Source organism: Pseudomonas sp. NCCP-436 (assembly GCF_019656335.1).
Taxonomy (GTDB): Bacteria; Pseudomonadota; Gammaproteobacteria; order Pseudomonadales; family Pseudomonadaceae; genus Aquipseudomonas.
Genome location: NZ_BPLZ01000004.1, coordinates 1 through 14,162 on the forward strand (window position 1 = coordinate 1; position 14,162 = coordinate 14,162).

12 protein-coding genes are annotated in these 14,162 nt (G+C 59.5%); 7 read left to right on the forward strand and 5 right to left on the reverse strand.

Annotated elements, in window-relative coordinates; translation table 11 throughout:
- A partial coding sequence (locus NCCP436_RS05840) for a transposase (protein ID WP_220802935.1) occupies positions 1–218 on the reverse strand: 218 nt, incomplete at its 3' end.
- Between the two features lie 104 nt (positions 219–322).
- Here NCCP436_RS05840 and NCCP436_RS05845 point away from each other — a divergent pair.
- Complete coding sequence (locus NCCP436_RS05845; RefSeq protein WP_220802938.1) at positions 323–676, forward strand: MmcQ/YjbR family DNA-binding protein; 354 nt, start codon at positions 323–325, stop codon at positions 674–676.
- A gap of 5 nt (positions 677–681) precedes the next feature.
- Here the strand turns inward: NCCP436_RS05845 and NCCP436_RS05850 are convergent, their stop codons facing one another.
- The gene (locus NCCP436_RS05850; RefSeq protein ID WP_220803299.1) at positions 682–1,512 is read right to left on the reverse strand and encodes an undecaprenyl-diphosphate phosphatase; all 831 of its coding nucleotides are present in this window, start codon (positions 1,510–1,512) and stop codon (positions 682–684) included.
- Positions 1,513–1,885: 373 nt separating this feature from the next.
- Here NCCP436_RS05850 and pnuC point away from each other — a divergent pair, with 373 nt between their 5' ends.
- From pnuC to NCCP436_RS05875, 5 genes are all read left to right on the forward strand, one after another.
- The gene (gene pnuC, locus NCCP436_RS05855; RefSeq protein ID WP_220802940.1) at positions 1,886–2,455 is read left to right on the forward strand and encodes a nicotinamide riboside transporter PnuC; all 570 of its coding nucleotides are present in this window, start codon (positions 1,886–1,888) and stop codon (positions 2,453–2,455) included.
- Positions 2,452–2,979 carry an AAA family ATPase gene (locus tag NCCP436_RS05860; RefSeq protein ID WP_220802941.1) on the forward strand — a complete coding sequence of 176 codons (528 nt, stop codon included), beginning with the start codon at positions 2,452–2,454 and terminating at the stop codon, positions 2,977–2,979. Before pnuC ends, NCCP436_RS05860 begins: the two co-directional genes overlap by 4 nt.
- Positions 2,980–3,077: 98 nt before the next feature.
- On the forward strand, positions 3,078–4,955 hold the full coding sequence (locus tag NCCP436_RS05865; RefSeq protein ID WP_220802942.1) for a di-heme-cytochrome C peroxidase: 1,878 nt from the start codon (positions 3,078–3,080) through the stop codon (positions 4,953–4,955).
- A 29-nt stretch (positions 4,956–4,984) separates the two neighbouring features.
- Positions 4,985–6,178, forward strand: a complete 1,194-nt coding sequence (locus tag NCCP436_RS05870; RefSeq protein WP_220802943.1) for a catalase family protein — start codon at positions 4,985–4,987, stop codon at positions 6,176–6,178.
- A 176-nt stretch (positions 6,179–6,354) separates the two neighbouring features.
- Positions 6,355–6,624, forward strand: coding sequence for a hypothetical protein (locus tag NCCP436_RS05875; RefSeq protein ID WP_220802945.1), 270 nt, complete (start codon positions 6,355–6,357; stop codon positions 6,622–6,624).
- Between the two features lie 122 nt (positions 6,625–6,746).
- On the opposite strand, the gene nfuA is transcribed toward NCCP436_RS05875, so the two are convergent.
- Positions 6,747–7,331, reverse strand: coding sequence for a Fe-S biogenesis protein NfuA (gene nfuA / locus NCCP436_RS05880; RefSeq protein ID WP_220802946.1), 585 nt, complete (start codon positions 7,329–7,331; stop codon positions 6,747–6,749).
- A 130-nt stretch (positions 7,332–7,461) separates the two neighbouring features.
- Entirely contained in the window at positions 7,462–9,738 is a 2,277-nt protein-coding gene (locus tag NCCP436_RS05885; RefSeq protein WP_220802948.1) for a fatty acid cis/trans isomerase, read from the reverse strand.
- Between the two features lie 151 nt (positions 9,739–9,889).
- Here NCCP436_RS05885 and metH point away from each other — a divergent pair, with 151 nt between their 5' ends.
- Positions 9,890–13,600 (forward strand): methionine synthase, encoded by a 3,711-nt coding sequence (gene metH / locus NCCP436_RS05890; RefSeq protein ID WP_220802951.1) that lies wholly within the window; start codon positions 9,890–9,892, stop codon positions 13,598–13,600.
- A gap of 190 nt (positions 13,601–13,790) precedes the next feature.
- Here the strand turns inward: metH and NCCP436_RS05895 are convergent, their stop codons facing one another.
- Positions 13,791–14,084, reverse strand: coding sequence for a DUF1883 domain-containing protein (locus NCCP436_RS05895; protein ID WP_220802952.1), 294 nt, complete (start codon positions 14,082–14,084; stop codon positions 13,791–13,793).
- Between the last annotated feature and the right edge of the window lie 78 nt (positions 14,085–14,162).

Consider the following 14,162-nt stretch of genomic DNA (forward strand, 5'->3'; position numbering starts at 1 on the left):
TCCAGCACCACCCGAAACTTGTCCTGGCTCGACCACTGGTCGGCCTGCTGTCCATCTGCCGGCACCACTGCTCCCGCTGCTCTGGCCTGTTTGCGCCAAGCATACAGGGTGGCATCAGTAATGCCTGTCGCTTCCACCAGCTCCGGCACCGTCCGGTTCAAGGGCGGCATCATCTGCCGCACCACCCACTCCCGATGCTCTATCGAATAACGCGCCACACGGCTCTCACTTCCGCCCACCGACCAAGACTCATCGAATCAACTCACACGACAACTATCCTGACGCGGCGGGGTTAACCGCGGTTTTTTCAGGGAGCTAAGTAATGACGGCAGCGGAGATCGCGAATTTCTGTCGGGCACTTCCGGGCGCCCAAGAGGATCTGAAGTGGGGCAGCAACCGGGTATTTTCGGTTTATGAGAGCAAAATGTTCGCCATTCTGGATATTTCAGGTGAGCGGCTTGCCTTCAAGGTGAATCCGGAGCTTTTCCTCGGTTATGTGGATCGCCCGGGCATCCGTCCCGCTCCCTATCTGGCGCGTGCTCATTGGATCAGCATGAGCGTCCCACATCTACCACTGACTGAGCTGGAACTGCGCCACCTGCTGATTGCCTCACACCAACAGGTGGTGCGGCGGCTGCCGAAAAGAATGCAGCCCGGGTTACTACTGAATCAGTGAGCACCTTATGAGCGGGCTGTGCTCCAGTCGATCACATGAAGCTGCCAGGTGGCGAGAATCAGCATCCCGAATGCGATCCGGTACCAGGCGAATAACTGGTAGCTATGGCTGGCAATGAACTTCAGCAAGGCCCGCACCGTTAGCATCGCGACGACGAAAGTCGTGCCAAAACCGATGGCAAACACCGGCAAGTCGCTCCATTGCAGGCTCTCGCGATACTTGAACAGCGAATAGGTCGTGGCACCAATCATGGTCGGCATTGCCAGAAAGAAAGAAAACTCGGTAGCCGCCTTGCGCGAAAGCCCCAAGGCTAAGCCGCCGATAATGGTGGCACCGGAGCGGGATGTGCCGGGAATCATGGCCAAGCACTGCGCAAAGCCCACCTTGAGGGCCAGCACCCAGTTCATATCCTCGACCGACTCCACCCGCACCGTATGCTGACGCTTCTCTGCCCAGATCATGATCACTCCGCCAAGGATCAGCGCGCTGGCCACTGTGATCGGGTTAAACAGCCAGTATTCGATAAAGTCGGCAAACAGCAGGCCAATGATGGCTGCAGGAAGAAAAGCGATCAGCAGATTGACGCTAAAACGTCGGGCCGAGTGTTCTCTCGGCAGTCCCCGAACCACGGAAAGGATTCGTTCGCGAAACTCCCAGATCACCGCCAAGATGGCGCCTAACTGGATGATGATCTTGAACGCCGTGGCCTTCTCTCCCTTAAACCCCAGCAGGTCTCCTGCCACGATCAGATGGCCGGTACTGGATACGGGAAGAAACTCCGTCAAGCCTTCGATTACGCCCAGAATCAGGGCCTGAAAGGCCACCCAGATATCCATCAACTCCCCCGACAACGACACGGAACCGTGCAAAAAATGAAATGCTGCCCCGGCCTTGGGACAAGCTGGCGCCATAGAGGTTCCTTATGATGGCTCGACCGCTTCGCCTCAGGCATCGCCTCCGCTCTCAGAGGGGAAAGCAGATATCAAGAGGGAGAGATGCAGACACCGAAGTGGCGTTTGCGCCAAGCTCCGATACCCTGTCTGCTGGAAAACCGGCACCGCCAGAGTGCCAAGCCCTAGAGATGCTATCAGACATCTGGGGGGAATAATCCAGCTTTCGCTGCATTACCGCATGCAGAAGCTGCCAGTGCTGTTCAACGTCCGGCAGACCGGTACAATCGGCTGCTTTTTTCCATCGCGAGGATAGCGGATGTCCTGGGTTGAATTCATTGCGGCCGGACTCGGTGTCCTGGCTGTATGGCTTACTGTGCGCCAAAACGTCTTGTGCTGGCCGGTTGGGTTGGTCATGGTGCTGCTCTATGCCTGGCTGTTCTACGACTGGCGCCTGTACTCCAACCTGATACTGCAACTGCTGTTCGCCCTGCTGCAACTCTATGGTTGGTGGCAGTGGACACGCGGTGGCGAGCACCATGACGGACGTCAGGTCAGCCTGCTGGGCTGGCAAGGCATGTTCGGCGGTCTGCTCGCTGGCACACTGGGTGCAGTATTTCTCGGTTACCTGATGCAGGCCCACACCGACGCCAGCGCTCCTTGGCTGGACGCTGCACTCACCGCCTTCAGCCTGGTTGCCCAGCTTTGGATGGCACAAAAGCGCCTGCAATGCTGGACACTGTGGATCGTAGTGGATCTGTGTTACGTCGCCTTCTTCCTGCACAGTGCCCTGTACCTCACCGCGGCTCTGTATGCCGTCTTTACACTACTGGCCATTAGCGGCTGGCTCAGCTGGCGTCGGCAGCAACAGCTGCGAGGTGGCTTGTGAAAGTACTGGTATTGACCGGTCCAGAGTCCACGGGCAAGAGCTGGTTGGCTGAGGAAATCCGCGCTTGTTTCGGTGGCTGCGTAGTTGGCGAGTACGTGCGCCATTTCATCGACAGTGAGCAACGTGATACCTGCCACGCCGATATCCCGACCATCGCCCGGGGCCAGCTTGCCTGGGAGGATGCAGCACGTGCACAGCGCCCTCACCTGCTGATTCTCGATACCCATCTCCTGAGCAATATACTCTGGAGCCGCTATCTGTTTGGTGACTGCCCGGACTGGCTGGAACAGGAACTGTTGTCCCGGCACTACGACCTGCATCTGCTGCTTGACCCGCGTGGCGTGCCTTGGGTAGCTGACGGCCAGCGCTGCCAACCTCAGCTGGCCGAACGATTGGCTTTCCACAGCGATTGCAGAGATTGGCTGCAGGCGAATGAACAACCATTACGGGAACTGGGCGGCGACTGGCTGCTGCGACGTCAGACAGCTCTGCACGAGGTACAACGACTGCTGCACAGCGAATAACTCGTCCTTTTCTTTGGCTGAAGCGATGGCAACTTGCCAATAACTGAAGGTATTGGCATAACAGGCCGGTTAATAAGAACGCTACAAGGAAGTCTCCGATGCTTCGCCTACTGAGTCGTCTTGTCAAACTCGCCGTGTTATTGCTGATAGCTGTCCTGGCGGCGGTACTGTATTACATTGCCAACCCCAACCTGCCGGCATACGAACAGCCGTCGCAATTGCATTATCTGCAGCAGTGGAGCGACGAGCAGCGCCAGACCTACTACTACACCCCCCAGGGCACGACGGTAAAAGGCCTGCGCTACGACTGGTTTGTTGCTCTGGAAATGCCCTTTGGCACCGAGAAATTTGCTCGTCCGGATTACCTGGCGCGCTTTGGCTTCCTCAGCGATCCGCAGCAGCAGCCAACCGAACTCAACCCTGGCAACCTGCCTGTGGGTTTTGCCCGCCATCTGGATGACGAGAGCGGCGAACACTTCCTTGATATCAGTTGTGCCGCCTGTCATACCGGTGAGCTGCGCTACAAGGGCCAGGCCGTTCGGATCGACGGCGGTGCCGCGCTGCATTCGCTGGCCTCCACGGTACCTACCTTGCGAGGTGGCGGTTTTGGCCAGGCACTGGGCATGAGCATGGCCTTTACTTACTACAATCCCTCGAAATTCAACCGCTTCGCTCGCGAAGTGCTGGGTGAAAACTACTCCGAGGACAAGGATCGTCTGCGCAGCGACTTTAAGGCAGTACTCGACCGCCTGCTGGCCACCGCGTTTAACGACTGGCACCGTGGCCTTTACCCGACCGAAGAAGGGTTCGGCCGTACCGACGCCTTCGGACGTATTGCCAACAGCGTGTTTGGCGATGCCATTGACCCGGCCAACTACCGAGTGGCCAACGCCCCGGTGAGCTATCCGCACCTGTGGGACATCTGGAAGTTCGATTGGGTGCAGTGGAACGGCTCGGCCATGCAGCCGATGGCGCGCAATATTGGTGAGGCACTGGGCGTCGGTGCCAGTCTGCATCTGTTCGACGAGCAGGGTAACGCCGTTGCCGAGTCAGATCGCTACGCATCCAGCGTGCGCCTGCACGATCTCTACACCTTGGAAGAAACGCTCAAGTCTTTGCAGCCACCGAAATGGCCGGAAGAAATCTTCGGTCCAGTGGACCTTGCCCTGGCTAGTCAGGGCAAGGCGCTCTATCTCGAGAACTGCGCCTACTGCCACGCCCCGAACCCGCAACCGGAAGAGCGACGACTGGCGCCTAGCCGCGATCCAGAATGGAAGATGCGTGTTGTACCGACAACCATTGTCGGCACCGACCCCACTACCGCCAACAACATTGCCGATCACCGCTTCGATATCAGCCGCCTGGGCTGGACACAAGCCGAGCTGAACCGACTGGATGTCAAACTGTTTGGCACTGACCCGGAAAGCATAGATCTCACTAGTATCTCCAGCGCCAAGGGCCTGGCCTATATCACCGCTTACGTGGAAAACCGCGCCTATCAGGATGCCGGTATCGGCACCGAACAGCGCCACGCCATGGATGGTTACGGGCTGTCCATCGGCGTACAGGAAAAACGCGGTTATAAGGCCCGCCCTCTGGATGGCGTCTGGGCCACGCCGCCATTCCTGCACAACGGTTCCGTCTCCAATCTGTTCGAGTTGTTGTCGCCTATCTATGAGCGGCAAAGCGAATTCTGGGTAGGTAGTTTCGAGTTCGACCCGGTGCGTGTTGGCTATCGCACCGAGTCGTTCCCCGGCGGCTTTCGTTTCGATACCCGAGTCACCGGCAACTCCAATCGTGGTCACGAGTTCCGTGACGGTTGCCGCCAGGACGGCGTAATCGGCCGGGGACTTTCTCCGCGAGAGCGGATGGCACTGATCGAATATCTCAAGGTGCTCGGCAACCCGGAGATGGAGGGACGTCTCAGCGAAGTGCCGGTTAAACCCTGGACGCCCGGCCCGAGTTGTGAAGGCTGAATGAATCCTCTAGAGCAAGGAATCCGACAATGTTGAAACGCTTCTGGCTCTGGCTTGGCCGGCTGCTTGGCAAGACCCTGCTGATTCTGTTGTTTGCCGCTCTGGCCGGTTGGGGACTGGGCGAAGCCTATTACGCCTGGAAATTCTCCGGCCCGGTGGCCAGCGATGAGGAAATTCCGCCTGACGAAGCCCTGTTAACCCGCCTGATCATCGACGATGCTATCCGCATCGTCGAACAACATCGCGACAATACCCGGGTCTTGCGTGATGCCCATGCCAAGGCTCACGGCTGTGTCCGGGCCGAGGTACAAGTGATCGAAAACCTCGATCCGGCACTGCGGCATGGCGTTTTCAGCGAACCTGGACACACTTGGCAAGCCTGGATGCGGCTGTCGAATGGCAATGCCTACCCACAGTTCGATCGGGTACGCGATGCCCGCGGCATGGCCCTAAAACTACTGGACGTGCCTGGTGAGAAACTGATGAAAAGCTCGGCTCATGCCCGCGAGCAGGACTTTGTAATGTTCAACCATCCGGTGTTCTTTGTCCGGGATGTAGCCGAGTACCGCAGCAATTTCGCCGCCCAGGCCGAAGGGAAGAAGGCATTGGCCTTCTTCCCGAGCTGGGATCCGCGCAGCTGGGAATTCCGTCATCTGCTGATCGCACTCAAGACCCTGGCACCGGCGCCAGAGAGCCCAGTGGCGACGACTTACAACTCCATTGCTCCGTTCAAACTCGGCCCGCTCAACATCAAATACCGCGTCGTGCCGGCACCGCAGAACTGTCCGCCCTACGAGCTACCGGAACAGAACACCGATCTGCCTAACTTCCTGCGCAATGCGCTCTATCAGCAGCTTTCTCTGGATCGCAGTGCGGCCTGCTTTGAACTTCAGGTGCAGCGGCAGAATCCCGAGCACTACATGCCTATCGAGGACACCAGTGTGGAATGGAGCGAGGCGGTTTCCCCATTCGAGACGGCCGCTCGTATCCATGTGCCGGCACAGGATTTCGATACCCGTGAGCAGAACCTCTTCTGCGACAACCTATCCTTCAATCCTTGGCATGCGCTGCCCGAGCATCGCCCGATTGGCGGCATCAACCGCCTGCGCAAATCGGTGTACGAAGCCGTCAGTGCCTATCGACAACAGCGCAATGCCGCTGACCAGGTAGCAACACCCAGGGAGCCTGAGCGGCTACCAATGACGGAGCAGCCAGCTCACTGACTGGGATGATTGCGTGCGCCACTTGCGTACTTTTTCACTAACTTGACAGGACAGTTAAATATTTTCCAAGGATGTGTGACTTTTACGGTGTCTGCGGTCATCAACAGTAGTGAAAGGCCAGCCAATGAACGATTGGCTGCATTCATTACTGGGATCATTACGGAGAAACCGGATCCATGAACACTCCTCTGCGCGCCAACGATGCTTTGCTGATTGCTGATCGTGCATTTCGTCCCTTCCAGTGCGTAGCCTGGTCTCCTCAGGATGGTAGTGGCATGATCAGCATCAGCGTGATCGACCGTACCAGCACCCGCCTGCTCGGGCGTACCCAGCTGTCCTGCGAGACATACACCGATCCGGCCCAGTTGGCCGTTGTCCTGACTCGCTCCCGCGAGGAACTGCGCAACAAGGGCTTCGACCTGGCACCCTGGAGTATGCCGGAGTAAGTCTTTCAATCAGGGGCGCCAGATGGCGCCCTTAGATAACCGGGCTTCCGCCCTTGCTTGACTACTGCCCCTGAAAAGAAAAAGGGGCGAACATGTCGCCCCCTCCCTTCCGACCTTTGCGCTTAGTAATAGGCGTTTTCGCGGTTACTGTGATCCGTGATATCGCGCACGCCCTTGAGTTCGGGGATACGTTCTAGCAGCGTCTTCTCAATGCCTTCCTTGAGAGTATAGTCGGCCTGTCCGCAGCCCTGACAGCCACCACCAAAGCGCAGTACCGCAATCCCCTCCTCGACTACATCAACCAGACTAACCTGACCGCCATGACTGGCTAGGCCGGGGTTGATCTCGGTTTGCAGGTAGTAGTTGATGCGCTCATTCAACGGGCTGTCTTCGTTGATCATCGGTACCTTGGCATTCGGCGCCTTGATGGTCAGCTGCCCGCCCATCCGATCAGTAGCGTAGTCGACCACGGCATCCTCGAGGAAGGGTTCACTGACGCCATCGATCCAGGCCGTAAAGCTGGCCAGGCCGAGCGCTGTGTCCTCCGGCTTCTGCTCACCCGGTTTGCAGTAGGCAATACAGGTTTCGGCGTAGGGCGTGCCCGGCTGGGTGATGAAGATGCGGATGCCGATACCGGGCGTGTCCTGCTTACGCAGCAGGTCGGCCAGGTAGTCTTCGGCGGCTTGAGTAATGGTGATGGCGCTCATGACAACTCCTCGCGAACATGCAGGAAGTGTACGCCAGGGCGCGCCTCGATTAAAGCCCAAGTAAATTGGTAGGAATTGATCCTTTTCAGCGATCCGGCTCTGCAGTGCTCGGATCGTTCAGGATAGCGACTCATAGGTTCTGATAGCGGTTCATGTCCAGCACTCCGCTTTCCAAAGCTTGGGTCTCGCGAATATGTTCGGCCAGATCATGGAAGTAGTACCAGAATCGGGGATGGCTACGACGCACTCCCCAGCGCTCGACGATAGCCTCGAAATCACGACGCTCTACGACTTGCTCCATCAGCCTGACAAAAGTCGCCACATCCCCGGCCGGTAGGTTGAAGATGAAGTTCGGGTAACTGCTGAGTACCTCTGGATAAAGGGTCAGGGTGTCCAGCTGCGGCTGATAGCGCAGTTCTTCACCCAGCATGAAAGCCACATTGCTGTGTGCACGATTACGCAGCAGGCTGTAGATCTCACGGCGACCATCACTCAGCTCGATACGCAGCAGAGTCGCCTCTGGCAACTGCTCGATCACTCGCAGACCACCGGCCGGCCGGCTGGCGAGCCGTGCCAGCGTTTGCTCGGCCTGTCGCAGCTCGGCGGGCAGTTCTTCGCGGTGACAGTAGGCACCAGGGCAGCGGTTGATTGGATCGGGCCTGGCGTTAATTGCTGTAAAACGTTGCAGCAAGCCTTCGGCGAACTGGCGCTTAGGATCGCCGCCTGCCAGGCCGGTGGCGCTAGGCGTATGGTGATCCACTGTGGTGTAGTCCAGCAGCATCTTCAGCTTGCCACTGCTCTGGTACCAGTCATCCAGATAGCTCTTGCGGCTGTCCGCCGGCAGCAGACGCAAAAAATTGACCTCGGCGCCGTTGCGGATCAGATCGAAGTACAGGCGTGTCTGCGCCTGGTGCGAGACATTGCCGAAAACGTCGAAGTTGACCACCAACTGGTAGTAGGTGCGTTCCAGCAGCGGATAGTCCATCCACCAGATGGTCTGCGGCACCGCGCCGATCAGACCCTTGCGTACCGATGCGCTGTCATGCTGGCGAAAGATCGTCAGCAGCGCGTTGTCATTGCCGGCCCAGATGTGCGACCAGTCGGCAGGAGCCGACTCAGCATAGGCCTCACGGCGCAGGTTCTCGTAATCGTTGCGTTTGTCGCGATAGTTGCGCCAGAGCCCCAGCAAATCGCCGATTTCGTCGAACTGTCCAGGCATCGCCAGCAGCGGCGTGGCTTGCTGGCGGTACTCGGCATTGCTCAGGTAAAGGTCGTGCTCCGGAGCCTGGAATAAGGCCCAGAACTGGTCACGGATCACATCGGTGGCGATCTGCCCGCGGCAGACCGGGCCGCGGATGAAGGTACGCACGAAGTATTCGGCGTTATCCAGCATGAACTGATAGCGGGCTTGTGGAGGAATCGCGGCAAAGGTCTCGAAAGGATTGGCACGGCGCTGGGCGCCATAACCCGGCAGAGCCTCCAGTGTCCATTCCTCGCTGAAAAACAGATCCTGCACCCTCGTCAGTTTCTGTTCGCTGAGTGGATAGGTGATATGTGTTTTGTGCACTATCACTCCTTCCAACGGACGCAGCCGGTAGTAGAACTCGGTGCCCGGGTCGTCGTTCGGCCGGCGCGTGGCAATGGGATCGACCGGTTTGCCGCTGGGCGTGCGCGAGCGTACCAGCTCAAAGAAGTGTCCGGTCTCGTCGCCTTCGAAATGCAGATGAGCAAGAAACAGGTGCTCGTAAAGCCAGCGCGATACCAGTGCCTGGCGCGCCCCAGGCGCATTTAGGAAGTTCTCCCAGGTGACGATCTGCTGTTGCTCGGCGGCGCTGGGTACGAGCTCCTGCCGAGCCACCCTCCCTCCTTGTTCCAGCCAGCGCTGCAAGGTGCTGTATTCCTCGTCGCTCAGTCCGGTCACGGCAAAGGGCATGCCGCCCAAGGGCGTCTTGGCAGCATAAGCCTCAAACTGATCCGGCAAGGCGCAACTGTTGCTGCGAGTAATGGCCAGCTCGAGATCCTCCGGCAGCCGTTCGTTGGCCGGCAGAGGCTGGCTGTGGCCCAGCTCCAGCATGCGCCGCAGCAGCGCTGGCTGTCCCTGCTCGCCTTCCAGCACCGAGTGAAAACCTCGCTGGCGCCAGGCGGCTTCATCATGGGCGTCCAGAAACAGTCGTGTGGTGTCCTGTGCCTTGCTTCGTGCGCCATCGTACACAGGTTGTTGGCTGGCACCGCGCAACAGCCCTTCGGAGCTGCCGAGGTTGAGCTGGCAGGGGGCGTCGTAGCAACTGTGACAGGCCACGCACTTGTGGGTGAAGATGGGTTGAACCTCATCCAGATAGGAGACTGCCTCCGCCCGGGCCAGGCCCGCTGCGAAAGATAGAAGAACCACAGCAGCGCGCTTGAACATGGCCATTTCCCTGATCACGAAGGCGTCATTCTATCGACATACAGCACGCGGCAACATGAATGGAATTCATGAACATGCCTCTGCCGATCCAGAGCACGACAGCTTTGCTATCATCTCCGGCCTTTGTTTTCGCTTTGCTCAGGTAGTTCCCATGTCAGATCGCAGCAGCCGCCTCGCCCTTCTTCAGCAAGCCCTGAAAGAACGCATCCTGATCCTCGATGGCGGCATGGGCACCATGATCCAGAGCTACAAGCTGGAGGAAGCCGACTACCGCGGCGAGCGCTTCGCCGACTGGCCGAGCGACGTCAAGGGCAACAACGACCTGCTGCTGCTGACCAGGCCCGAAGTGATCGCCGAAATCGAGCGCGCCTACCTGGACGCCGGCGCCGACATCCTCGAGACCAACACATTCAACGCCACGCGAGTCTCGCAAGCCGACTACGGCATGGAGGAGCTGGTCTACGAGCTGAACGTGGCCGGCGCCCGCGTCGCCCGCCAGGTAGCCGATGCCAAGACCCTGGAAACACCGGATCGCCCACGCTTCGTCGCCGGCGTGCTTGGCCCGACCAGCCGCACCTGCTCCATCTCCCCGGACGTCAACGACCCGGGCTATCGCAACGTCACCTTCGATGAACTGGTGGAGAACTACAGCGAGGCCACCCGCGGTCTGATCGAGGGCGGCGCCGATCTGATCCTGATCGAAACCATCTTCGACACTCTCAATGCCAAGGCGGCGATCTTCGCCGTACAGGGCATATTCGAAGAGCTGGGCATCGAGCTGCCGATCATGATTTCCGGCACCATCACCGACGCCTCCGGCCGCACCCTGTCCGGCCAGACCACCGAGGCCTTCTGGAACTCGGTTCGTCATGCCAAGCCGCTTTCCATCGGTCTGAACTGCGCCCTCGGCGCCAAGGAGCTGCGCCCCTACCTGGCCGAGCTGGCGGCCAAGGCCGACACCCATGTCTCGGCTCACCCGAATGCCGGTCTGCCCAACGCCTTTGGCCAATACGATGAAACGCCGGAGCAGATGGCCAGCGTAATCGAAGAGTTTGCCGCCTCGGGCCTTCTCAACATCATCGGTGGCTGCTGCGGTACTACCCCGGCACATATCCAGGCGATTGCCGATGCCGTGGCCAAGTATCCGCCACGGGTGATCCCGGAGATTCCGCGCGCCTGCCGGCTGTCCGGTCTGGAGCCTTTCACCATTGACCGCAACTCGCTGTTCGTGAACGTCGGCGAGCGCACCAATATCACCGGCAGCGCCAAGTTCGCCCGACTGATTCGCGAGGAGAACTACACCGAGGCGCTGGAAGTCGCCTTGCAGCAGGTAGAAGCCGGTGCTCAGGTGATCGACATCAACATGGACGAAGGCATGCTCGATTCGAAGGCTGCCATGGTCCGCTTCCTCAACCTGATCGCCGGCGAGCCGGACATCTCGCGCGTGCCGATCATGATCGACTCCTCCAAGTGGGAGGTGATCGAGGCCGGCCTGAAGTGCATCCAGGGCAAGGGCATCGTCAACTCGATCTCCATGAAGGAAGGCGTCGAAGCGTTCAAGCACCACGCCAAGCTGTGCAAGCGCTACGGCGCCGCCGTGGTGGTGATGGCCTTCGACGAGGTCGGCCAGGCCGACACCGCCGCGCGCAAGAAGGAAATCTGCCAGCGCAGCTACGACATTCTGGTCAACGAAGTCGGCTTCCCGCCGGAAGACATCATCTTCGACCCGAACATCTTCGCCGTCGCCACCGGCATCGAGGAACACAACAACTACGCGGTGGACTTTATCGAGGCCTGCGCCTTTATCCGTGACGAGCTGCCCTACGCGCTCAGTTCGGGTGGCGTGTCCAACGTGTCCTTCTCGTTCCGAGGCAACAATCCGGTACGTGAGGCGATCCACTCGGTGTTCCTCTACCACGCAATCAAAAACGGCCTGTCCATGGGCATCGTCAACGCCGGTCAGTTGGAGATCTACGACGAGATACCGGCCGAGCTGCGCGATAAGGTCGAGGACGTCATCCTCAACCGCCACGCCGGCGCCACCGAGGCGCTGCTGGCTATCGCCGAGGACTATCGTGGTGGCGGCGCGGTCAAGGAGGTGGAAAACGAGGAGTGGCGCTCGCTACCGGTGAACAAGCGCCTGGAACACGCACTGGTCAAGGGCATCACCACCTGGATCGTCGAAGATACCGAAGAAGCCCGCCAACAATGCGCGCGCCCCATCGAAGTCATCGAGGGCCCGCTGATGGCCGGTATGAACGTGGTCGGCGACCTGTTCGGCTCGGGCAAGATGTTCCTGCCCCAGGTGGTCAAGTCCGCCCGGGTGATGAAGCAGGCGGTGGCCCACCTGATCCCCTTCATCGAGGCCGAGAAAGGCGACAAGCCGGAAGCCAAGGGCAAAATCCTGATGGCTACGGTCAAAGGCGACGTACACGACATCGGCAAGAACATCGTCGGCGTGGTGCTCGGCTGCAACGGCTACGACGTGGTCGACCTGGGCGTGATGGTGCCGGCAGAGAAGATCCTGCAGACCGCCATCGAGGAGAAATGCGACATCATCGGCCTGTCCGGCCTGATCACCCCGTCTCTGGACGAGATGGTGCATGTGGCCAAGGAGATGCAGCGCCAGGGCTTCCAGCTGCCGCTGATGATCGGCGGCGCCACCACGTCCAAGGCCCACACCGCAGTGAAGATCGACCCGCACTACCAGAACGATGCCGTGGTCTACGTCACCGATGCGTCCCGTGCCGTGGGGGTAGCCACCCAGTTGTTATCGAAAGAGCTGAAGGCTGACTTTGTGCAGAAGACCCGCGCCGAATACGCCACCGTGCGCGAGCGCACCTCGGCGCGCGCCTCGCGTACCGAGCGCCTGTCGTATGCCGACGCCATCGCCAACAAGCCGGTGTTTGACTGGAATAGCTATATCGCACCACGTCCCAGCTTCACCGGGGTACAGGTGTTGGAAGATATCGATCTGCGCACCCTGGCTGGCTATATCGACTGGACGCCCTTCTTCATTTCCTGGGATCTGGCAGGCAAGTACCCACGCATTCTCACCGACGAAGTGGTCGGCGAAGCAGCCACCAGCCTGTTCAACGATGCCCAGGCGCTGCTGGGCAAGCTGATCGACGAGAAACTGATCAAAGCCCGGGCAGTGTTCGGCTTCTGGCCGGCCAACCAGGTGCAGCACGACGACATCGAGGTTTATGGCGACGACGGTCGGCCGCTGGCTACCCTGCACCATCTGCGCCAGCAGACCATCAAGCCGGACGGCAAGCCGAACCTGTCGCTGGCCGACTTCATCGCCCCGAAGGAAAGTGGCAAGACCGACTACGTAGGCGGTTTTATCACCACCGCCGGCATCGGTGCCGAAGAACTGGCCAAAGCCTATGAGGCCAAGGGTGACGACTACAATGCGATCATGGTCAAGGCCCTGGCCGACCGCCTGGCCGAGGCTTGCGCAGAATGGCTGCACGAACGGGTGCGCAAGGAGTACTGGGGCTATGCGACAGACGAAGCGCTGGACAATGAAGCGCTGATTCGTGAGCAGTACAAAGGGATCCGCCCTGCTCCAGGCTACCCGGCCTGCCCCGATCACACCGAGAAAGCGACCCTTTTCAAGTTGCTCGATCCCGAGGCGGACTACAACAAGGCCGGCAGAAGCGGCGTGTTTCTTACCGAGCATTACGCCATGTTCCCGGCAGCCGCAGTTTCCGGCTGGTACTTCGCCCACCCAGAAGCCCAGTATTTTGCAGTTGGCAAGGTGGATCGCGACCAAATCGAGCAGTACAGCAAGCGCAAGGACCAGCCGGTCGAACTCAGTGAACGCTGGCTGGCCCCAAACCTGGGTTACGCCGACTGACCCGCAGCAGGGCCTGCAGCCGCAGGCCCTGCTGTCCGGCGAACTTGTTGGTACGCCGTGGCCTCCAATGCAACAACCGGAATCAGGGGGCTCCGGCTGCAAGATCAGCCACGGCAGGCAATTTTTCTCTTCTCAGGCTGCTCCTTAAGCTCCCGCCAGCCAGAAGCTCAGCAGCGAACCTGCAATGTCTTCAGCCCTTCGAGCGTCGGACGAATCTGATGCTGTACTCCATTTGCGGCTTGCGTGTCATGCTCACCGCGCGGCGGCTTACCGTGTCAAGAGTAATGTTCCAGAAACCACTGGATGGCACACGGATCTTTGCCGGGAAACGAATGAAGGCGCCACCGTGGTAACCGTGTCGACCACGGTTTCTGAAGGCGCGGAAGTTGGCATCGTTCATCAGACGGATATTGCACGGCTGCGAACACTGGATAACCACCAGGTCGCCCTCCTCCAGATATTCGCGTTGGTGGATGAATTTCATTGCGCAGAACTCGCAGGTAAAACGGGGACGCCATACTGCCGCAAGCGCCCGTGCATCGCCAGCGACTGCAGCTTTTCC